Annotated in this window: 15 protein-coding genes; all 15 read left to right on the plus strand. The window is 40.5% G+C overall.

The window, feature by feature from the left end; all coding sequences use genetic code 11:
• Positions 1–15 precede the first annotated feature (15 nt).
• The 15 genes from HF881_RS04640 to HF881_RS04710 all read left to right on the plus strand — a co-directional run bounded on the left by HF881_RS04640 (position 16) and on the right by HF881_RS04710 (position 23,563).
• Positions 16–336, plus strand: coding sequence for a TfoX/Sxy family protein (locus HF881_RS04640; protein WP_125398850.1), 321 nt, complete (start codon positions 16–18; stop codon positions 334–336).
• Between the two features lie 149 nt (positions 337–485).
• On the plus strand, positions 486–1,343 hold the full coding sequence (locus HF881_RS04645) for a bifunctional methylenetetrahydrofolate dehydrogenase/methenyltetrahydrofolate cyclohydrolase (RefSeq protein WP_169446651.1): 858 nt from the start codon (positions 486–488) through the stop codon (positions 1,341–1,343).
• Positions 1,344–1,347: 4 nt separating this feature from the next.
• On the plus strand, positions 1,348–2,121 hold the full coding sequence (locus tag HF881_RS04650; RefSeq protein WP_169446652.1) for an HAD hydrolase family protein: 774 nt from the start codon (positions 1,348–1,350) through the stop codon (positions 2,119–2,121).
• A 343-nt stretch (positions 2,122–2,464) separates the two neighbouring features.
• Positions 2,465–9,676 (plus strand): SIALI-17 repeat-containing surface protein, encoded by a 7,212-nt coding sequence (locus tag HF881_RS04655; protein ID WP_169446653.1) that lies wholly within the window; start codon positions 2,465–2,467, stop codon positions 9,674–9,676.
• Positions 9,677–9,915: 239 nt separating this feature from the next.
• Positions 9,916–10,737 carry a phosphate ABC transporter ATPase gene (locus HF881_RS04660; RefSeq protein ID WP_169446654.1) on the plus strand — a complete coding sequence of 274 codons (822 nt, stop codon included), beginning with the start codon at positions 9,916–9,918 and terminating at the stop codon, positions 10,735–10,737.
• 14 nt (positions 10,738–10,751) lie between these two features.
• A complete protein-coding gene (locus HF881_RS04665; protein WP_169446655.1) occupies positions 10,752–11,603 on the plus strand; it encodes an NAD(P)H-hydrate dehydratase in 852 nt (283 codons plus the stop codon).
• A gap of 196 nt (positions 11,604–11,799) precedes the next feature.
• Complete coding sequence (locus tag HF881_RS04670; protein ID WP_206283172.1) at positions 11,800–14,292, plus strand: bifunctional DnaQ family exonuclease/ATP-dependent helicase; 2,493 nt, start codon at positions 11,800–11,802, stop codon at positions 14,290–14,292.
• 5 nt (positions 14,293–14,297) lie between these two features.
• Positions 14,298–15,521, plus strand: coding sequence for an FtsW/RodA/SpoVE family cell cycle protein (locus tag HF881_RS04675; RefSeq protein WP_169446656.1), 1,224 nt, complete (start codon positions 14,298–14,300; stop codon positions 15,519–15,521).
• 10 nt (positions 15,522–15,531) lie between these two features.
• Positions 15,532–16,086, plus strand: coding sequence for a DJ-1 family glyoxalase III (locus tag HF881_RS04680; RefSeq protein WP_169446657.1), 555 nt, complete (start codon positions 15,532–15,534; stop codon positions 16,084–16,086).
• A gap of 84 nt (positions 16,087–16,170) precedes the next feature.
• The gene (locus HF881_RS04685) at positions 16,171–16,734 is read left to right on the plus strand and encodes an HAD-IA family hydrolase (protein ID WP_346775283.1); all 564 of its coding nucleotides are present in this window, start codon (positions 16,171–16,173) and stop codon (positions 16,732–16,734) included.
• Positions 16,735–16,747: 13 nt separating this feature from the next.
• Positions 16,748–18,694, plus strand: coding sequence for a DNA topoisomerase (ATP-hydrolyzing) subunit B (gene gyrB, locus HF881_RS04690; protein ID WP_000134069.1), 1,947 nt, complete (start codon positions 16,748–16,750; stop codon positions 18,692–18,694).
• Positions 18,695–18,774: 80 nt separating this feature from the next.
• Positions 18,775–20,502 carry a septation ring formation regulator EzrA gene (gene ezrA / locus HF881_RS04695; protein WP_169446659.1) on the plus strand — a complete coding sequence of 576 codons (1,728 nt, stop codon included), beginning with the start codon at positions 18,775–18,777 and terminating at the stop codon, positions 20,500–20,502.
• 105 nt (positions 20,503–20,607) lie between these two features.
• Positions 20,608–21,999 (plus strand): peptidoglycan-N-acetylglucosamine deacetylase PgdA, encoded by a 1,392-nt coding sequence (gene pgdA / locus HF881_RS04700; protein WP_169446660.1) that lies wholly within the window; start codon positions 20,608–20,610, stop codon positions 21,997–21,999.
• 80 nt (positions 22,000–22,079) lie between these two features.
• Positions 22,080–22,922: an aldo/keto reductase gene (locus HF881_RS04705; protein ID WP_125415048.1), complete on the plus strand. Its 843-nt coding sequence runs from the start codon at positions 22,080–22,082 to the stop codon at positions 22,920–22,922.
• A gap of 269 nt (positions 22,923–23,191) precedes the next feature.
• Entirely contained in the window at positions 23,192–23,563 is a 372-nt protein-coding gene (locus HF881_RS04710) for a GFA family protein (protein WP_000912018.1), read from the plus strand.
• The last annotated feature ends 65 nt before the right edge of the window (positions 23,564–23,628 follow it).

The following is a 23,628-nucleotide window of genomic DNA, read 5'->3' on the forward strand; positions in this document are numbered from 1 at the left end:
AGTGGAGTGAAAATCATGGCTTCAAGTAAGGAATATTTAGCCTTTATTCTCGATCAGTTTTCGGAGCTAGAGGAGATGAGTTATCGTCCAATGATGGGAGAGTATATCCTTTATTATCGTGGGAAGATTATTGGGGGAATCTATGATAATCGTTTGTTATTGAAGCCTGTGAAGGTGATCATGGATCAACTGGGCCAGACAAGACTTGAACGTCCTTATAAAGGAGCTAAGGAGATGATTTTACTAGAAGACCTTGAAGACAAGTTATTTCTAGAGAGACTAATTAAGGAGATGTACGAAGTTTTGCCTGTTCCTAAGGTCAAAAAGAAAGCATGATAGACTTGCCTAAGATAAATAGGCACTAAAAGCTTGATAAGAGCTTTTTCTTATAGTTTCAAACTATAAGGTCTATTAGTCAAGAAGTGTTAGAATGCCAAGGTATTTTTTGATATAATAGAAGATATTTGATAGAAAAGAGAAGAAAAATGGCACAGATTATTGATGGGAAGGCTCTTGCAGCTAAGTTACAAGGACAGTTGGCTGAAAAGACTGCCAAACTAAAAGAAGAAACAGGTCTAGTTCCAGGCTTGGTGGTGATTTTGGTGGGGGACAATCCTGCCAGTCAAGTTTACGTTCGCAACAAGGAACGGTCAGCTCTTGCTGCTGGCTTCCGTAGTGAAGTTGTGCGAGTTCCAGAGACCATTACCCAAGCGGAATTGTTGGACTTGATTGCTAAATACAATCAAGATTCAGCTTGGCATGGGATTTTGGTTCAGTTACCATTACCCAAACATATCGATGAAGAGGCGGTTTTATTAGCCATTGACCCAGAAAAGGATGTAGATGGTTTCCATCCGCTAAACATGGGGCGTCTTTGGTCTGGTCATCCAGTTATGATTCCTTCTACACCTGCAGGAATTATGGAGATGTTTCATGAATATGGGATTGATCTAGAAGGTAAAAATGCGGTTGTTATCGGTCGTTCGAATATCGTTGGGAAACCAATGGCTCAGCTTCTTTTGGACAAGAATGCTACTGTTACTCTAACTCATTCCCGTACAAAAGATCTAGCTCAAGTAGCATCGCAAGCGGATATTCTTGTCGTTGCTATCGGTCGCGCCAAGTTTGTGACTGCTGACTTTGTCAAACCAGGTGCAGTTGTCATTGATGTAGGGATGAACCGAGATGAAAATGGCAAGCTTTGTGGAGATGTTGACTACGATGCCGTTGCACCACTTGCCAGCCACATCACGCCAGTACCTGGTGGAGTTGGCCCTATGACCATTACCATGCTAATGGAGCAAACCTATGAAGCAGCGCTTCGTACACTGAACAAGGATTAGGAAAATGAAATTCGTATTTGATCTGGATGGGACGCTGTCTTTTGACTATATGACCATAGATGAGGAGATTAAGCAGGTTCTTTTAAAGGCTGAAGATTATGGGCATGAGGTTGTGTTTGCCTCAGCCCGCTCTTATCGGGATTGCTTGGGCTTATTAGGCCCTGAACTCAGTCAGCGCTTGGTCATAGGTTTGAATGGTGGTGTAGCCTATTATCTGGGGAAAGCCATCTATGAAAGAAATCTCGATGCTAGAGTTTATCAGGCGCTAGTGAATTATTGCCAGACTTATAATCTCCCTTTCTTTGCAGATGATTGCTTTGATTATAGTGGTCAGATTGTGGAGAAGATTCCATTTATTTCTAGTGTTGACCCCCTAAAGGTGGCTCGTCATCAGAAACTCGAGGACTTGGGGACTCCGATTAAGGTAGTCGTTTATATGGGCGACCATGAGGATTTGCTTGATGACCTGCTTGGTCAGTTAGAAAGACTGGAGCTGGCTCATCTGTCTTATCATGCGCATGAAAAGTGCCTTTATGTTAATCCCTTGGATACTCATAAGGCGACAACTGTTGAAAAGTTATGTGGGGAGAATTTCATTGCTTTTGGAAATGACCAAAACGATATTGAACTGTTTAAAACCTCTCTCTATTCAGTTCAGATAGGAGATTTTGCTGGCCTTACTTCATATGCGGATGAAACGTTTGAGCTAAAAGGAGAACCTTCTCCAGCAGTGGCAGCTAAAATCTTACAGACCTTTGCGGAATTTAAGGGAAAATAGTGTAGAAGGAGGTTCGCCTTCTTTTTATGTAGAGTAATGCAGTCTATAAACTATAAATTTGAAGTTTGAAAAAGATATTAATGGAATTCAATTTGTAGTAGAAAGAGTCTAGAACCGAAAGCTATTTTCATTGCAACTATTCCTTTTAAATGAACTTTTCTTGTATAATATTTTATTAGGTCAAATTGATGGAAAATAATTGCAATATAAGGTGTGTTTTGATATATTTAATATATAAAATATATTATAAAACTTGGTACTTGTTTGTGTATTCAGAAGGAGGTTATTTTTAAAAATAAAGTAAACGCTTACTTTGTATCAAGAAAAAGAAATGAGGATTTTAATGAACAAAAGACTTTTTGATAAACGTTGTCATTATAGCATTCGTAAATTTGCAATAGGTGCGGCATCTGTGATGATTGGGGCTAGTATATTTGGTATTTCTGCTGTCCAAGCTGAGGAGTTGGCTTCATCCAATGCTCAAACAGAAGAAACAACTGTTCATCAAGCTCAACCTTTAGATAAGCTTCCCGATGATGTGGCAGCTGCTATCGCAAAGGCTGATGAGAATGGTGGGCGTGAGTTTGTAAAACCAAAAGCTGAATCTGCAGAAGATAAAGTTGCTAAGGATACAGAACCTACTACACCTGCTAATGAGGGTAGTCGTGAATTGGCTAGTCCTAAAGTGGAAACTCCAAATAAAGTAGAAGAAGGAACTAAGGTTGAGGACAAACAGAAATCTGAAGAGGCAAAGCCAAAGCCTGTTGAATCTGCAGTAAAAGCTGGAACAGAAGTAAAAGAGAATTCTAAAAAAACTTCTGAAAAGGACCAAGTGAAAGCAGACACAGAGATCAAATCTTCTTCTGAAAAATCGCAAGTGCTGTCTAGAGAGTCAAACAAAGCCGAAGTTGAAAAGGAAAAACAGCTATTATCGGAACGAAAACAAGATTTTAATAAAGATTGGTATTTTAAACTAAATGCCCAAGGAGATTTTTCAAAAAAAGATGTGGATGTCCATGATTGGTCTAAATTGAATCTTCCTCATGATTGGAGTATTTATTTTGACTTTGATCACAAATCTCCCGCGCGTAATGAGGGTGGCCAGTTAAATGGTGGAACAGCTTGGTATCGTAAGACTTTCACATTAAATGAAGCTGACAAGAATAAGGATGTTCGTATCAATTTTGATGGGGTTTACATGGATTCAAAAGTCTATGTAAATGGTAAATTTGTCGGACATTATCCAAGCGGCTATAATCATTTTTCATATGATATCACAGAATTTTTAAACAAGGATGGTAGTGAAAATTCAATTACTGTTCAAGTGACCAATAAGCAACCAAGTAGTCGCTGGTATTCAGGAAGTGGGATTTATCGTGATGTAACCCTTAGTTATCGTGATAAAGTTCATGTTGCCGAAAATGGTAATCATATCACTACACCAAAACTTGCTGAGCAAAAAGAAGGGAATGTTGAAACACAGGTTCAGAGTAGGATTAAAAATACGGATAAAAAGGCTACTAAAGTCTTTGTGGAACAACAAATTTTTACTAAGGAAGGTAAGGTTGTTTCAGAATTAGTCCGCTCTGAAACGAAGAATTTAGCAGAAAATGAAACTGCAGATTTCAGACAAACAATCCTAGTTAATAAACCAACTCTTTGGACGACAAAAAGTTATCATCCACAACTGTATGTGCTGAAAACAAAGGTTTATAAAGAAGGTCAACTAGTTGATGTAACAGAAGATACATTTGGTTACCGTTATTTCAATTGGACTGCGAAGGAAGGTTTCTCTCTGAATGGTGAACGTATGAAATTCCACGGGGTAAGTATTCACCATGACAATGGAGCTTTGGGGGCAGAAGAGAATTATAAGGCTACCTATCGTAAATTAAAACTCTTGAAAGATATGGGAGTTAACTCTATTCGAACAACCCACAATCCAGCGAGTCCTCAGTTGCTTGATGCTGCAGCTAGTTTAGGTCTCTTGGTTCAAGAGGAAGCTTTTGATACTTGGTATGGTGGCAAGAAGACTTACGACTATGGACGGTTCTTTGATCAAGATGCAACTCATCCTGAAGCTAAGAAGGGTGAGAAGTGGTCTGATTTTGATCTTAGAACAATGGTAGAACGTGATAAGAACAATCCGTCTATCGTAATGTGGTCTCTTGGAAATGAGGTGGAAGAGGCAAATGGTAGTCCTCGTTCTATCGAGACAGCTAAACGTCTGAAGGCTATTATCAAGGCGATTGATACTGAACGTTATGTCACCATGGGTGAAAATAAATTTAGTCGTGCAGCGACAGGTGATTTCTTGAAACTCGCAGAAATCATGGATGCTGTCGGTATGAACTATGGTGAACGTTTTTATGATGCGGTTCGTAGTGCTCATCCAGACTGGCTCATTTATGGTTCTGAAACCTCTTCAGCTACTAGAACGCGTGATTCTTATTATAACCCTGCTCAAATCCTTGGACATGACAATCGTCCAAATCGTCACTATGAACAATCTGACTATGGTAATGACCGTGTTGGATGGGGAAGAACAGCTACTGAATCATGGACTTTTGACCGTGATCGTGCTGGCTATGCTGGACAATTTATCTGGACAGGAATTGACTATATCGGTGAACCAACTCCATGGCATAACCAAGATAATACACCTGTAAAAAGTTCTTACTTTGGTATCATCGATACGGCTGGTTTACCAAAGAATGATTTCTACCTTTACCGTAGTGAATGGTATAGTGCTAAAGAAAAGCCAACTGTTCGCATTTTACCACATTGGAACTGGACTGAAGAGACCCTTAAGGAACGCAAGATGCTGGTTGATGGAAAGGTTCCGGTTCGTACCTTCTCAAATGCTGCAAGCGTCGAATTGTTCTTAAATGGAGAGTCACTTGGTAAAAAGGAATTTACTAAGAAAACGACAGAAGATGGACGTCCATATCATGAGGGGGCTAAACCAAGTGAATTGTATCTTGAGTGGCTTGTGAAATACCAACCAGGTACACTGACTGCGATTGCTCGAGATGAAAATGGGAATGAAATTGCGCGTGATAGTGTGACAACTGCTGGGGAGCCAGCAAGAGTTCGTCTGACTAAAGAAGAGCATGTTATCACTGCAGATGGAAAAGACCTATCCTACATCCATTACGAAATTGTTGATGGTGATGGGAATGTGGTTCCAACAGCTAACAATCTTGTTCATTTCAATCTTCATGGTCAGGGACAAATCGTTGGTGTGGATAATGGAGAACAAGCTAGTCGTGAACGCTACAAAGCTCAAGCAGATGGAACATGGCAAAGACGTGCTTTCAATGGTAAAGGGGTTGTCATTGTAAAATCAACAGAAAAAGAAGGTAAATTTACTCTTTATGCAGATTCTGCTGGTTTAACTTCTGATAGCGCAACAGTCGCAACTGTGTCTGGTAAGAAAGAAAACCGTCACTTTGTAGCCTTTGCTCCTGTAAAAGCAACAACTGACGTGACAACAAATCCTGAATTGCCTCAAACAGTAACAGCTATTTATAGCGATGGTAGTGTTGAGGAAAAGACTGTAACATGGGACGTGCCATCAGACTTGCTTACAAGTGCAGGTGAAAAGAAAGTCTCTGGACGAGTGGAAGGTTTGGAAACCCCAGCTGAGGCACTTGTTAAAGTGATTGCTTTAGATAGATGGTTACCAAAAGTTGCTACAGTCCCAGTTGGAACGAATGCGGCTGATTTGGATAAAACGGTCACTGCTGTTCTGACAGATGGTAGCTTGATTGATACTGATGTTGTTTCTTGGACCTTGAAAGACCCTGCTGTTTTGAACAAGGAAGGTGGACGTACGGAGGCTACTGGTAAATTGGTAGATGACGACCGTGAAGTGACTGCAACCTTTATCGCAAGTAGTAAGGAAACAACAAGTAGCATTACAGGACTTACTGTTGGGGATAAAGCTCTTGAGAATTTTGAGTCTGGCAAGACCTATTACCGTGTATCTCTTCCTTACACTGGAACAATTCCAAGTGTTGGAGCTCAGACTACCGGATATCAAGTAACTGTTCAGCAAGCTTCTGCTGATAATGGTTATCAGGCTTCTCTCTTCTTGAGTGACCAAAAGGGTGATTTGGTTCAAACTTACTTAATTCAGTTTGTGAAGGAAGCTCCTGCTTTGAAACGTTTGGAAGTGGTTGTAGAAGGAAAAGAAACTGCCACTGAAGATCAAGTATTAACTTATCACGTCATTGGTCGTTATGAGGATGGTTCACAAACAGAATTTTCGGCTTCAGATATTCACTTAGAAGCTAAATCATCTGATGGGGGACATCTTGAGGTGAATGGTCAGAATCTATTGCTCTATACTAAGGGAAGAGTGACTTTGACACCTCGAATCGATAATCAAACAGAGAAAACAGAATCTGTAACTACTGAAGTAGTGATTAAAGAAAATAAAGTTAACAAGAAGATTGTGAAACTGCATCCTGTATCTGTTTCTACAGACATCAATCAGCAACCGAATCTACCTAAAGAAGTTGGAGCAGAATTTGATAAGGGCTTACCACGCAAAGTATCTGTAACTTGGGATAAGGTAGATGAAAAAGAGTTGGGGCACTATCATAGCTTTACGCTTAAAGGACATGTGGAAGGTACAGATATCGAAGCACAAGCGACTGTAACGGTTGAAGGATTGCAAGTTGCAGAGGAAATCAGCCTCACAGTACCTAAGGGTGAGACGGTTCAATTGCCAGCCAATGTCCGGGCTTACCATTCTAACGGAACAACTATCTACAAAGATGTTGTTTGGGATCAGGTTCCAGCTAACTTTAGTCAAACTGAAGGGGTCTATGAAATCAATGGTCGTTTAGTAGGTAGCAATCTGACAACTAAAGCTCATGTTCGAGTGTCTAGTCAAGTGGTTGCTGGAAATAATATCTCTAAACAATGGACAGGTTCACAATTACCAGCTGCCATTGTATCCAATACAGGTGGAGATGATTCAGCCAATACCTTGAACGACTTGACTGTATCAAGAACGCCATCAGATGCTAAAAATAGATGGACAACTTGGAGAACAAATACTGATAATGACTGGGCTTCTATCTTATTTGGTAATTCAGGAGACTTGACGAAACGTTTTGTCAACAATTTGTCGGTTGATTTCTATACTGATGGAGCAATTGGTCTTCCAAAAGAATATGTAGTTGAATATTATGTAGGTAAAGAAATTCCTGATTTACCAAGTGATGTCAGTCATGCGCAACGAGCTAGCAATCATCCATTTAATAATCCAGACAATTGGAAAGCAGTTGAAAACTTACATGCTCCAAGTCAGCTATCTGCAACTCAAACAAATCACTTCACATTTGACAAGGTAGAAACCTATGCTGTTCGTATTCGTATGAAGAAGGCTGATGGAACTTCAGGTGTTGGTCTGACAGAGCTAACTGTCCTTGGAAACAAGGTAGTAAGCTCTACAAGTTCAGAGATTTCTATCAAGGTAGATGGCAAGGATCTTGAACACTTTAATCCATCTAAGACCGATTACTATATTCCTCAATCTAGCAAAGAAATCACTGCAACAGCTAGCAATAATGGTTTGGTAACAGTTGTTCCTGCAACCAGTCCAAAAGGTGCAACACGTCTCATCTTAAAAGCAGAAGATGGTACGGTATTGAAAGAATATAGAATCTTCCGCAATGATGAGAGAGAAACTAGTCAACCTCTTGCTGCAGAAAATAGTGCTAAAATCTTGAATGTTGGAGATGCTCTTCAACTTCCTTCAGAAGTCACTGTTTATTACCCAACTTCAACTACTTGGACTACAGATAAACTGGCAGTGAAATGGGATGCTATTCCTGAACATGCAACAGAGCATGAGGGAACATTTGAAATTACCGGTCATGTCATTGGTACAAATCTAACGACTAAAATGCAGGTGACAGTTGTTTCTAAAGGAAATCAAGTCATTTCAGAAAATCCAAGCAACAATGAAACGGATTCTAAAGCCTTTGCTTCGACAACGAACGATACACAAGCAGCTTCACATGATCGAATTTTCTATATCAATGATGGAAAATACAATGAAGATGGACGTTGGACAAACTGGTCTCGTACTCCGAAAAATGAAGAAACTTCTGTCGGACTACTCTTTAAGAAGGACGGTAAAATTGCCACCCAATCTATTGGAAAAGTAGCTATTCAGTTCTTTAAAGATAGTGGAACAGATGCCCCAGAGAAAATGGTTCTAGAAAGATATATTGGCCCTGCCTTTACAGAACCAAGTACGATTTCTCGTTATGAAGAAAATGCTGACCATCCATTCAACAAGGCAGAAAATTGGGCACCTATTCCTTACAAAGCTTCTGGAGAATTAGTAGCTGGTAAACCAATCGAGTTTAATTTTGATCCGGTTCAAACGACAGCAATTCGTGCTCGCATGACTCGTAAGGCTACTACCAATGGTCTTGCACTTGTAGAATTTACAGCCTACTCTGCAGGCAAGGGAGCAGAAGTGGAAACACCATCAGCGACTATTTCGATCGACGGAAAAGCATTGGAAAACTTTGATCCAAATGTGACAGATTACACTCTAACAACAATGGGTTCAAAACCAAAAGTCACTGCAACAACTAGTGGACATGGAGTAGTTACAGTTGTGGATTCTGGAAATGCCAATCTTCCAACACTGGTTCGTCTTGTTTCCAAAGATGGTAATCTGGTGAAAGAATATCGTTTACACTTTAAGTCTACCTTCCAAACAACACCAACAGAAGGCGTTAAGAACTTAGTAGCAGAAACTCCAAGTTTGGAAATTGAAAAGACTCCGCTTCCGTTTAAAGAAGTTATTCGTGAAAACCCTGAACTTGCTCAAGGTCAACGTCGTATCGTTTCTGAAGGACAAGATGGAGAAAAAGTTGACTATATTCAAGTTTTGGGTACTACTAGAAGTCTTGTTCATTCTGAAGAAAGAAAGGCTCAGGATCGCATTGTTGAAGTAGGAGTGAAAGCATCTATTTCAAGTAGTAAAGGCGAGGAGCCTGCTCCAGTCAATGAAGTTCCAGAATTCAAAGGAGGTGCTAACTTTGTAGAAGCAGCAGTGAACGATGTTCCAGAATTCAAAGGCGGTGCTAACTTTGTAGAAGCAGCAGTGAACGATGTTCCAGAATTCAAAGGAGGTGCTAACTTTGTAGAAGCAGCAGTAAATGAAGTTCCAGAATACACAGGAATTCTAGCCACAGTAGGAGATCAAGCAGTACCAAGTGTTGAGAAACCTGAATTTAAGGGTGGCGTTAATGCTGTAATGGCTCTAGAACATAAACTTCCAGAGTACCGTGGTATTCTAGCTACAGTAGGTAATCAACCAGCACCGACAGTAGAAAAACCAGAGTTTAAACTAAGTTCGTTAGAAAAAGCTCAGACTCCAGAAACACCAGTCCAAGTTGCCAAGGAAGACAAGAGATTGCCAGAAACTGGTGAAAAACAGTCAGAAACAGCTGTTTTCTTGGCAGGTGTTACCTTGGCCTTGTCAGCAGCTTTATTAACTGCAAAACTCAAAGAAGATTAGTCTCAGCGTCTAATGACATCCTATTTGTAGATATTAGCCGATGATTAAAAATTGGTTTCTTTTTCAACTATTGTAAGTTGATGGCATCTAAAAACTGGAGAAGACAATCATGGTCTTCTCCAGTTTTATATAGGTGTAAGCAAGAGAGGTGAATTGTACCCCAAAAGTTAGACAGAAAAATAGTAATCCAAATTGCAAGGTGTGTACCTTTTTGTTGTATAATGGAGTGAGGTGATTAGATGATTTTAAAAATTTATAATGGGGAATATAGTTTACAATGGGATGGAATATACTACTTAGCACTAATTGATTATCCGAATATTCAAGAGTGGGAATTAGAAAAAATTGCTAAATTTATAGCTTACGAAAAACTTCATAAACGTCAAACAAGTATTGAGTGTGCTGATTCTTGTTTAAAAGAAGAAATTTTAGATTACATCTGTCAGCATCCCTTTCTGCCACCATTTACCCCTACAGATAAAAGAGTAGCCTCGACTTATGATCTACATAAGAGGTTAGTGACTTCGGACTACTGTAGTCATACTACGACTATAGATGCAGCGATTTCTATCTTTAAAACAGGTCAGCTCTTATCTGCTGTGAACGCCTTTGGGCGAGATGCTGAAGAGTTGGTTTTGGATAGTAGAAATGCTGCATCGGATCCGATAGATTATTTTGACTATGTCATGTTAGGGTGGTCAAATACAAGTTCTGGTTATCGATTAGCGATGGAGCGTTTATTAGGTCGAGCTCCTTCAGATAAAGAATTACAAGACAAGTTTATTCCTGGAGTGAGTTTTCATTTTATCTATACAGATTTGATTAAAGTTACTGGTTATATTTTTGATGGCTACCATGTTGCAAAAATTAAGGACATATTGAATTTATTTAGTGAGTTGTATATTTGTATTATTCCAACTCATAATAAGAGCCAATTTGAAAATATTATTCCAACTAAAATACAAGATAGAGTGCATTATCTTGACTATGATGGAGAAGACTTAGAAGAGTGGACTAAGAAAGTCTATCAAGTTGTTTTAAAACAATCAGATAAAGGATAGTTGAGGAAAAAACGATGAAAGTGATTGATCAAACTTTATTAGAAAAAGTCATTGTAGAACGGCCACGTCACAGTCATAAGGGGGATTACGGTCGCCTGCTCTTGCTGGGAGGGACCTATCCTTATGGGGGTGCTATCATCATGTCAGCAATTGCAGCTGTTAAGAGTGGGGCTGGTTTGGTGACTGTTGGCACGGATAAGGAGAACATTCCGGCTCTGCACAGTCATTTACCTGAGGCCATGGCATTTTCTATAAAGGATACAGCATTACTAAAGGAACAGATAGAGAAGGCAGAAGTTGTCTTGCTAGGTCCGGGTTTGCGAGAGGATGCTTTCGGAGAAGAACTTGTAAAACGGGTTTTTGATAAGCTCAGAAATGACCAGATTTTGATTGTAGATGGCGGTGCTTTGGGAATCTTAGCAAAAAGCCAGTTACTATTTCCTTCTAGTCAGCTTATCCTGACTCCTCACCAAAGGGAATGGGAAAGACTATCTGGCACAGCTCTTGAACATCAAAATACAGAGACGACTGCTAGAGCTCTTGCATCTTTTTCTCAAGGAACGATTCTAGTCGAGAAGGGTTCGGCGACTCGTATCTGGCAAGCTGGTCAGTCTGAATATTATCAGTTACAGGTTGGAGGCCCCTATCAAGCAACTGGTGGGATGGGAGATACTCTGGCTGGGATGATTGCTGGTTTTGCAGGTCAGTTTCACCAAGCCAGTCTTTATGAGAGAGTAGTGGTAGCAACCCACCTTCACTCAGCCATTGCCCAAGAACTAGCTCAAGAACATTATGTGGTTTTACCAAGTCAGATGAGCTGTGAAATTCCGAAAACAATGAAAAAAATATCTCAAAAAGGCAGCTAATACCTTGGTTGTCTTTTTATGTCGATGTAGCTATGTTGATAAGTTTTTCAAATACCTCAGAACCAGCAATCAACTGCTGAACTTGCGTGAAATTCTCACTTTTAAGGTCTTGATTTTTACTTAAAATTACAAATAAAGCGAGATTGTTATCAAAGTTGAGGGGTGTCAAATCATGCTTTTTTTGATATAATTTTTAATGATGAATGCGAGAAATGATCGGTATGTGGTCGTTGATTTAGAGGCGACCAGCACCGGAAGCAAGGCAAAAATTATTCAAGTAGGCATTGTGGTGATTGAGAATGGTGAAATCATCGATCAGTATGCGACTGATGTCAATCCCCACGAACTCTTGGATTCTCATATCAAAGAATTAACAGGTCTGACCGATCAGCGCTTGGCTGTGGCACCAGAGTTTTCTCAGGTGGCTGGAAAAATTTTTGAATTGGTTAAGGACGGTATTTTTGTTGCGCACAATGTACAGTTTGATGCCAATCTCCTTGCGGAATTTCTCTTTTTTGAAGGATATGAATTGCGCACACCGCGGGTGGATACAGTTGAGCTTGCCCAAGTTTTGTATCCTCAGTTTGAAAAGTATAACCTAGGTATCCTTTGTCAAGAGTTGGGCATTGAACTAGAACAAGCCCACACTGCCCTGTCTGATGCTCAGGCAACAGCAGAACTCTTGCTTTACATGCGTCAAAAACTTTTTGAGTTACCAAAAGGGCTCTTAGAAAGCTTGTTAAACCTTGCAGACAACCTTCTCTATGAAAGTTATCTGGTGATTGAGGAGGTTTACCAGCAACAATCTCTCCTGGCTTCTCCAGAATTGATAGAACTCCATGGGCTTTTCCTCAAAAAGGAAAGCAAAGCCTTAGTCCCACGAAAGTTATCCAAAGACTTTGCTAAAAACATTTCTTTATTGGGATTGGAGGAACGTCCGCAACAGTTGGAATTTGCGGAGAAGGTTGAGCACTTATTGGAAGAACACCAGACTTCTTTTATCCAAGCTCAAACGGGATTGGGTAAGACTTACGGTTATCTCCTCCCAGCTTTGAACTCGGAGAGTCAAGCAGGGATTCTAGTGAGTGTTCCGACCAAAATTCTTCAAAATCAAATCATGCAAGAAGAAGGTCAGCGCTTAAAAGAGGTCTTCCACCTGGAGATTCATAGTCTCAAGGGTCCTCAAAATTATTTAAAACTGGATGCCTTTCACCGAGTTCTCCATCGACCGGAGTCCAATCGCCTTTTCACACGCTTTAAAATGCAACTGCTCATCTGGCTAACAGAGACAGAGACTGGTGATTTGGACGAAATCGGTCAGCTTTATCGCTACCAGCACTTTCTGCCTGAACTAGTCCACGATGGCAAGCTTTCAAAGAAAAGTTTATTTGCTACAGAGGATTTTTGGAAACGAGGGCAGGACAAGGCCAAGACCAGTCGTGTTCTTCTGACCAATCATGCCTATCTGGTCACTCGTTTGGAAGACAATCCAGAGTTTGTCGACAACCGTTTGATGATCTTGGATGAGGCACAAAAAATGCTGTTAGCTCTTGAAAATCTAGCCCAGCAGGCTTATCGCCTTGAGGATCTTGTAACTCAAATTGATAAGTCCTTGGAGACAGAGGAAAATTTGGTTCAGAAACGCTTGCTTGAGAGTATTGCTTTTGAATATCGTTACTTGATGGAGCACTATCAGTCAGGTCTTACGAATGGAAAGTGGTTGGATTCTCTCGAACACTTGCGCCAGCATTTTTCGGAGCTAGTTCTCCCAGAGTATAGAGAGATTGCAAACTTTTTCATCTCGGACCGTGAATTTTGGCTTGCTCCAGCAGAGAAATCGAGCAAGGATGTCTTGATTTGTTCAAGCAAAAAAGGCCGCTTTATACTAGCAGATTTATTGCCAGAAGACTGCAGGCTCCTAGGAGTATCGGCTACTCTTGAAATCAGCAATCGGGTTTCCCTAGCAGTTCTATTGGGATTCCCAGATGCTCCACTTGTTAGGCTTGATGTAGCAAAGCAGGACCAACAAAAAGTCTTTCTAGTCAATGACTTTCCTCTTGTGACAGAAGTTTCACCTTTTGACTATGCTAGTGAAGTGGCTTCTGTTATCCGAAGGTTACAAGCCTTTCAAGAAGCCTTATTGGTTTTGTTTACTTCAAAAGAGATGTTGCTGGCAGTTTCGGATTTGCTCGACCAACCGCATCTGGCTCAGTATAAAAATGGGGAACCAAGTCAACTGAAAAAACGTTTTGAAAAAGGTGAACGCCAGATCTTACTTGGAACAGGTAGTTTCTGGGAAGGAGTTGATTTTTCAACCCATCCATGCGTAATCCAAGTGATTCCGAGATTGCCTTTTCAAAATCCCCAAGAACCCTTAACCAAAAAATTAAACCAAGAACTGCGCCAAGAAGGGAAAAATCCCTTCTATGATTATCAGTTACCGATGGCTATCATTCGGTTAAAGCAAGCTCTTGGTCGTACTGTTAGACGGCCCGACCAAGGTTCGGTTGCTGTAATCTTAGACAGTCGTGTTGTCAGCAAGCGTTACGGCAAACAAATCGCCCAAACCTTGTCAAAAGAAAGAACGGTTCGGGTTCTTGCTAGAGAACAGCTAGAGCCTGCTGTAGCTGATTTTCTCCAATCCCGTCGCAATAGAATGAAAGAAAAATCCAAGAAAGAGAAAAGGTAAAAAATATGAAACGTTCCTTCGACTCTCGAGTCGATTATAGCCTCCTCCTACCAGTGTTTTGTTTACTGGTGATTGGAGTAGTGGCTATCTATATAGCAGTTAGTCATGACTATCCAAATAATGTACTTCCAATTCTAGGCCAGCAAATTGCCTGGATTGCTCTAGGGCTTGTCATTGGGTTTGTCGTCATGTTCTTCAATACCGAGTTTTTATGGAAGGTGACTCCCTATCTTTATGGCTTAGGTTTGGCTTTGATGGTTCTCCCCCTTGTTTTTTACAATCCGAGTCTGGTAGCTTCTACAGGTGCTAAAAACTGGGTGTCTATCGGGGGAACCACGCTCTTTCAACCATCTGAGTTCATGAAGATTTCCTACATCTTGATATTGGCTCGAGTCATTGTACAATTCACTCAAAAACACAAGGAATGGCGACGGACTATTCCCTTGGATTTCCTATTGATTGGTTGGATGATTGCCTTTACCATCCCAGTCTTGATCCTTCTAGCCCTACAAAGTGACTTGGGGACTGCCTTGGTCTTCGTAGCTATTTTTGCAGGCATGGTCCTCCTTTCAGGTGTTTCGTGGAAGATTATCATTCCTGTTTTTGCGACAGGAGTGACTGCAGTTGTAGGCTTCATGGCCATCTTTATAAGTAAGGATGGACGTGCCTTCTTGCATCAGATTGGGATGCCGACTTACCAGATTAACCGTATTTTGGCTTGGCTCAATCCCTTTGACTTCGCGCAAACAACGACTTATCAACAGGCGCAGGGGCAAATTGCGATTGGAAGTGGTGGCTTGTTTGGACAAGGTTTCAATGTGTCCAATCTCCTCATTCCAGTACGTGAAAGTGATATGATTTTCACAGTGATTGCTGAAGATTTTGGCTTCATTGGTTCAGTCTTTGTCATTGCTTTGTACTTGCTTCTTATCTATCGTATGTTGAAGATTACGCTCAGATCAAATAACCAGTTCTATACTTATATTTCAACTGGCTTTATCATGATGTTGCTCTTCCATATCTTTGAAAATATCGGTGCCGTGACAGGCTTACTTCCTTTGACAGGGATTCCTCTGCCTTTCATCTCCCAAGGGGGATCCGCAATTATTAGTAACCTCATCGGAGTCGGTCTCCTCTTGTCTATGAGTTACCAAACCAATCTAGCAGAAGAGAAAAGTGGAAAAGTTCCATTTAAACGAAAGAAAGTCGTCCTAAAACAAATCAAATAAGGAGGCCACTATGGCAAAAGTAGCAGTTATCTTAGCTCAGGGTTTTGAAGAAATTGAAGCCTTGACAGTAGTCGATGTTTTGCGTCGAGCAAACATTTCATGTGATATGGTAGGATTTGAAGAGCAGGTGACAGGATCCCATGGCATTCAGGTAAAAGCCGATCGTGTCTTTGATGGTGATTTGTCCGACTATGATTTGGTAGTTCTTCCAGGTGGCATGCCTGGATCAGCTCACCTACGAGATAACCAAGCCCTCATTTCACAGGTTAAAGCATTTGACCAAGCAGGAAAGAAAATTGCTGCCATCTGTGCAGCTCCAATCGCCCTCCATCAAGCAGGTGTCCTGAAAGACAAACACTTCACCTGTTATGACGGTGTTCAGGAGAACATCAGTGATGGAATTTACCGAAAGGAAACAGTTGTTGTGGATGGCAATCTAACAACTAGCCGAGGACCGTCAACTGCCCTTGCCTTTGCCTATGAATTAGTGGAGCAACTGGGAGGAGATGCAGAAAGTTTACGAGTCGGCATGCTCTATAGAGATGTCTTTGGAAATCAACAGTAAAACGAGAGCTAGACTCTCGTTTTTTACTTGGAAAAAACTAGGAAATCATCGCTTTTTTCATAAAAAAATGGTATAATGAAGGGTATGAAATATCACGACTACATATGGGATTTAGGTGGCACCCTATTGGATAATTATGAGATTTCTACAGCAGCTTTTGTAGAAACCTTAGCCCAATATAGTATTGAGCAAGAACACGACCGTGTTTACGAAGCCTTGAAAGTTTCGACAGCTTTTGCCATTGAGAAGTTTGCCCCAGACATCGATTATTTTTTAGAGAACTACAAAGAAAATGAAGCACGTGAGCTAGAGCACCCAGTCTTGTTTGAGGGAATTCCAGAGTTACTCAAAGACATTTCGGACAAGGGTGGTCGCCATTTCTTGGTTTCTCATCGAAATGACCAGGTGCTAGAACTTCTTGCCAAGACCCAGATAGCGAACTACTTCACCGAGGTGGTGACTGCCAGTTCTGGCTTTAAACGAAAACCAGATCCTGAGTCCATGATTTATTTACGTGATAAATATCATATTACATCTGGTTTGGTCATTGGTGACAGAAATATTGATATAGAAGCAGGTGAAGCTGCTGGCTTAGATGCCTATCTTTTTAATAACGTTGCGACATTGAGACAAGCAATAGACATGTAAGAAAAGGGAAAAAATGACAGAAGAAATCAAAAATCAACAGGCACAAGATTATGATGCCAGTCAAATTCAAGTTTTGGAGGGACTTGAAGCTGTTCGTATGCGTCCAGGTATGTATATTGGATCGACTTCAAAAGAAGGTCTTCACCATCTAGTATGGGAAATCGTTGATAACTCAATTGATGAAGCCTTAGCTGGATTTGCCAGTCATATCCAAGTCTTTATAGAGCCAGATAATTCCATCACCGTTGTAGATGATGGACGTGGAATTCCTGTTGACATTCAGGAAAAGACAGGACGTCCCGCTGTTGAAACCGTCTTTACAGTCCTTCACGCTGGAGGAAAATTCGGTGGTGGCGGATACAAGGTTTCAGGTGGTCTCCATGGAGTAGGTTCTTCCGTAGTAAATGCCCTCTCAACGCAACTAGATGTTCATGTTCACAAAAACGGTAAGATTCATTACCAAGAATACCGTCGTGGTCATGTTGTTGCTGACCTTGAGGTGGTTGGAGATACGGATAAAACTGGAACAACAGTTCACTTCACACCAGATCCAGAGATTTTTACAGAAACAACGACTTTTGACTTTGACAAATTAAACAAACGTATTCAAGAACTAGCCTTTTTGAACCGAGGTCTTCGAATCTCGATCACAGATAAGCGTGAAGGTCTCGAACAAAGCAAACATTACCACTATGAGGGTGGGATTGCTAGCTACGTTGAATATATCAACGAGAACAAGGATGTGATCTTTGATACACCAATCTACACAGACGGTGAGATGGATGATATCACAGTTGAAGTAGCCATGCAGTACACAACCGGTTACCACGAAAACGTCATGAGTTTCGCCAATAATATTCACACCCATGAAGGTGGTACGCATGAGCAAGGTTTCCGTACAGCGCTGACGCGTGTTATCAATGATTATGCCCGCAAGAATAAATTGCTAAAAGACAATGAAGACAACCTAACAGGGGAAGATGTCCGTGAAGGTTTGACTGCAGTTATCTCTGTCAAACATCCAAATCCACAGTTTGAAGGACAAACCAAGACCAAACTGGGCAATAGCGAAGTGGTTAAGATCACCAATCGCCTCTTCAGCGATGCCTTCTCTGATTTTCTCATGGAGAATCCACAGATTGCCAAGCGCATCGTGGAAAAAGGGATCTTGGCTGCCAAGGCTCGTGTGGCTGCCAAGCGTGCGCGTGAAGTCACTCGTAAAAAATCTGGATTGGAAATTTCCAATCTTCCTGGAAAACTAGCAGACTGTTCTTCAAATAACCCTGCTGAAACAGAACTCTTTATCGTTGAGGGAGACTCAGCTGGTGGGTCAGCTAAATCTGGTCGTAACCGTGAATTCCAAGCTATCTTGCCAATTCGTGGTAAGATCTTGAACGTTGAAAAAGCTAGCATGGATAAAATCCTTGCCAACGAAGAAATTCGGAGCCTTTTCACTGCCATGGGAACAGGATTTGGTGCAGAATTTGATGTCACTAAGGCTCGTTACCAAAAACTCGTTTTGATGACTGATGCCGATGTCGATGGAGCCCACATTCGGACCCTCTTGCTAACCTTGATTTACCGCTACATGAAACCAATTCTAGAAGCTGGATATGTCTACATTGCCCAACCGCCAATCTATGGGGTTAAAGTTGGAAGTGAGATCAAAGAATACATCCAGCCTGGTGCAGATCAAGAAATTAAACTCCAAGAAGCCTTAGCACGTCACAGTGAAGGGCGTTCAAAACCAACCATCCAACGTTATAAAGGTTTGGGAGAAATGGATGACCACCAATTGTGGGAAACAACCATGGATCCAGAACATCGTTTGATGGCGCGTGTTTCGGTAGATGATGCTGCCGAAGCAGATAAGATCTTTGATATGTTGATGGGGGACCGAGTTGAACCTCGCCGTGAATTTATCGAAGAAAATGCCGTTTACAGCACCCTTGACGTCTAAAAAATGTGGGAAATAGTTCCCATGACCTAAAAAATATGATATAATCAATACGATTGTTTCTAGTATAAAAGGAGTTTGATATGTCTAATGGACAACTAATTTATCTAATGGTTGCGATTGCAGTCATTTTGATTCTAGCTTATGTAGCGGCAATCTTCCTACGTAAGCGTAATGTAAGTAGATTGACGGCCCTCGAGGAAAGAAAAGAAGAACTCTACAACCTTCCTGTAAATGATGAGGTTGAAGCAGTTAAAAACATGCATTTGATTGGTCAAAGTCAGGTGACCTTCCGTGAATGGAATCAAAAATGGGTTGATTTATCCCTTAACTCATTTGCTGATATTGAAAATAACCTGTTTGAGGCTGAAGGCTATAATAATTCTTTTCGCTTTTTCAAAGCGACTCACCAAATCGATCAAATCGAAAGTCAAATTGATTTAATTGAAGAAGACATTGCGGCGATTCGTAATGCGCTTTCAGAGCTTGAAAAACAAGAGTCTAAGAATAGCGGACGTGTTCTGCATGCTTTGGACTTATTTGAAAATCTGCAACATACCGTAGCAGAAAATTCGGAACAGTATGGTAAAGCCCTTCCTGAAATTGAGAAACAATTGGAAAATATCCAGTCAGAGTTCTCTCAATTTGTAACCTTGAACTCTTCAGGTGACCCAGTTGAAGCTGCAGCAATTCTTGATTCAACTGAAAATCATATTCTCGCTTTGACACATATCGTTGATCGTGTTCCATCTCTCGTGAAGACTTTGTCAACAGAACTTCCAGAACAATTGGATGATTTGGAGGAAGGCTACCGTAAACTCTTGGATGCTAATTATCACTTCACTGAAACGGACATCGAGTCACGCTTCCAACTTTTACATGAATCCTTGAAAAATAATCAAGAAAACATCCGCCAGTTGGAATTGGATAATGCAGAGTATGAAAACACACAAATCCAAGAAGAGATTAATGCGCTCTACGATATTTTCACGCGTGAAATAGCTGCCCAAAAAGTCGTTGAAAGTCTCCTTTCAACACTTCCAACCTACCTCAATCACTTGAAAGAAAATAATCAGGTTTTGGTTCAAGATCTTGAACGCTTGAATAAAACCTATCTTCTCCCAGAAAGTGATGGGAATCATGTCCGCCGTCTTCAAGCTGAATTGTCAGGGCTTGATACAGCGATCACAGAGGCAACTGAAGATCAGACAGAACCTACTCAAGCTTACTCTATTTTAGAGGAGCAGTTTAATTCACTTCAAAGTAATCTAAAAGACATTGAAGACGAACAAGTTTCTGTTAGTGAACGCCTATCTCAAATTGAAAAAGACGACATCAATGCTCGTCAAAAAGCAAATGTCTATGTGAATCGCTTGCATACTATCAAACGTTACATGGAGAAGAGAAACTTGCCGGGTATTCCTCAAAGTTTCTTGAAACTTTTCTTCACTGCAAGCCATAACACAGAAGATCTGATGGCCGAGTTAGAACAAGCACAAGTTAATATTGAATCAGTTAAACGAATTCTTGAAATTGCGACCCATGACATGGAGGCTCTTGAAACAGAAACCTACAATATTGTTCAATATGCGACCTTGACGGAGCAACTCTTGCAGTATTCAAACCGTTACCGCTCATTTGATGAGCGTATCCAGCAAGCTTTCAATGAAGCACTTGAAATTTTTGAAAAAGAATTTGACTACAAGGCATCATTTGAGAAGATTTCTCAAGCCTTGGAAGTTGCAGAACCAGGAGTCACAAATCGCTTTGTTTCTTCTTATGAAAAAACACGTGAAGCGATTCGCTTCTAATACCTGAAAAGCTTAGATCATCTAGGCTTTTTATTATTTATTTCAAAAATAGAAGAATATCGATTTATCATTGAAATTATAGTTCTGATTTGATATGATGGAGGTATGAAGAAAAATAGAGAGAAGCGTGTTTCCCACGATAAAAAGAGAAGTAGATTGCTTTCCCTTGTTGGAATCTTGGGTCTTGCTATGATCTGCCTAGGTGGTGCCATTGGTCACAAGGTTCTACAAAAGCAATCTTATGAACAAAAAATTGAAGCGCTAAAGAGTGAAAAGGACCAGCAATTCAGCTCAGGTAGTCAGAAGGACCATTTCCGAAAAGGTCAAGCTGAGGTGATTGCCTACTATCCTCTGCAAGGAGAGGAAGTCATTGCGTCTATTAGAGAAAAAATCAACCAGGATATCAAAGAAAAGCTGGAAGATAAAGAAGATTTGGTCTTTTATTATACTGAGCAGTTGGATCCAGTCTTAAAGGGAGTTGTTTCTCGTAATATCAGTAAGCAAGTTTACGATTTGTCTGCAACAAAGGTTGAAGAAAAAGAAAAGACTTCTTTGGGAAGAGTTTACTTGACAGAAGATGGTAAACTTTTTACTCTTAGTCAACTTTTCAAAGATGCTAGCAAGGCTAAGGAACTACTGCTGAGCCAAATCAAATCAACCCTAGAAGATAAGAAACTTGACCAGACAAAAATGGATCAGGTGCTAAAAACCTTCACAGACCAAGAATTGGCATCTTGGAGCTTTGACTATAAAGATAGTCAACTCATCCTTTATCCTGCTGACCAAGTGGAGACTCTGGAGGAAATTGCTTTACCAATATCCAGTTTCTTTGATGTATTGGAGTCCTCTTATCTATTAGAAAAGGATGCTGAACTCTATCAGGCTTACTTTGCACAAAAAAATAAAAAAGTTGTAGCCTTGACTTTTGATGATGGTCCAAATCCATCTACAACTACCCAGGCTTTGGATACATTAGCTAAGTACAATGTAAAGGCGACCTTCTTTGTACTTGGTAAAAACATTGCTGGCAATGAAGATCTTCTGAAACGAATGAAATCAGAAGGACATGTTGTGGGAAATCATAGCTGGGATCATCCCGTTCTTTCAAAATTGACTCTTGAAGATGCTAAAAAGCAAATCACGGATACGGAAGATGCCTTGACCAAGGTTTTAGGTTCGAGTTCTAAACTTATGCGCCCCCCTTACGGAGCGATTACAGATGATATTCGTAATAGTCTGGATTTGAGTTTTATCATGTGGAATGTAGATAGTTTGGACTGGAAGAGCAAGAATGAAACTGCTATTTTAACAGAGATTCAGCATCAAGTTCGTAATGGATCGATTGTTCTTATGCATGATATTCATGGCGCTACAGTTAATGCTCTTCCAAAGATTATAGAATATCTGAAAGAGCAAGGTTATACATTTGTGACTGTTCCGGAAATGCTCAATTCACGTCTAAAAGCTCACGAAATGTATTACGATCGTGATCAATGATTTTAAAATCTAAAGGAGCAAGTGTGCTGATAATCAGGACTTTGTTTCTTTAGATTTTCTTCACATAGAAAGGAAAAAAGATGAAATCTTACACCCTTAATAATGGAGTTTCAATCCCAGTTTTAGGATTTGGAACATGGAAGGCTGAAAATGGAGAGGTAGCCTACCAAGCCGTTTTAGAAGCTTTAAAGGCTGGATATCGTCATATTGATACTGCGGCTATCTATCAAAATGAGGAGAGTGTTGGTCGTGCTATTCGAGATAGCGGTATTCCACGACAAGAAATCTTTGTAACGACCAAACTTTGGAATACCAATCACAGCTATGATGAAGCTCGCCAAGCTTTTGAGGAATCAATGGAAAAACTGGGCTTAGACTATCTAGATTTGTATCTTATCCATTGGCCGAATCCAAAACCACTAAGAGAAAACGACGAATGGAAAACTCGCAATGCTGAAGTCTGGAGAGCGATGGAGGACCTTTACCAAGAAGGCAAGATTCGTGCTATCGGCGTTAGTAATTTCCTTCCCAAGCATTTGAATGCCTTGCTTGAGACAGCAAGAATCATTCCAGCGGTTAATCAGGTGCGATTAGCGCCAGGAGTTTATCAAGAGGAAGTAGTTGCCTACTGTAGAGAGAAAGGAATTCTCCTAGAGGCTTGGGGACCTTTTGGACAAGGAGAATTGTTTAATAAGAAAGAAGTCCAAGAAATTGCTGATAAGCATGGAAAATCAGTTGCTCAAATCGCCTTGGCTTGGAGTTTGGCAGAAGAGTTTTTACCGTTACCTAAGTCAGTGACAGCCTCTCGCATCCAGAGCAATCTTGACTGTTTTGGAATTGAACTCAGCAAAGACGAGCGAGAAGTCTTAAAGACGATTTCGGTGACTTCGGGCGCACCTCGTGTGGATGAGATGGATTTTTAAAAAGTAAGAAAAAGAATTGTAAATTTCGTACCTTTCTGATATAATATTCAACAGGAAAGAAAGTCTTATGGCGTTCTTCAAGCGAGTTTGGGACAGTGGGAGCCAAGTAGAACAAGGTAAGAAACTGGCGCTTTCTGTCGTATTTTTAAAAACAATGAAGTAATAAATTAGGGTGGAACCGCGTTTCTGACGCCCCTAGTCGCAAGGCTTGGGTGTTGAAATTCGGTTCTTTTTGAATTTCGTCTAATACCTAAGTAGAAAGGAGCATAATGCTTAAAGGATCTTGTTTATGTAAAGCAGTTACCTACACTTTAGATGAGGAATTGTCGGAATTAGTTTTTTGTCATTGCTCATTCTGTCGGAAAGCAACTGCGTCTGCCTATACAGTTAATGCCAAAGTTAGCAGCAAAAATCTGGTATTGTATGGAGAAGAGAATTTGGTTACTTATAGTTCATCTCCAGGGAAACAACGCTATTACTGCCAGAACTGTCATAGTCAAATTTTCACTATTCAAGAAGATGTACCAGAAGTTTGTGCTTTGAAATTGGGCACAGTAGATGAATGCAATCAGAATTTACAAACTGTTCCTAAACGTCATATTTTTCAGGATCCAGCTTTTTCTTGGTTGCTTGATAAATAAATTTAAAAAGATAATATAAACTAAAGGAGTATTCAATGTCTAAGAAATTAACATTTCACTGCGTC

It is taken from the genome of Streptococcus sp. WB01_FAA12 (genome assembly GCF_012843315.1).
In the GTDB taxonomy this organism is placed as follows: Bacteria; Bacillota; Bacilli; order Lactobacillales; family Streptococcaceae; genus Streptococcus.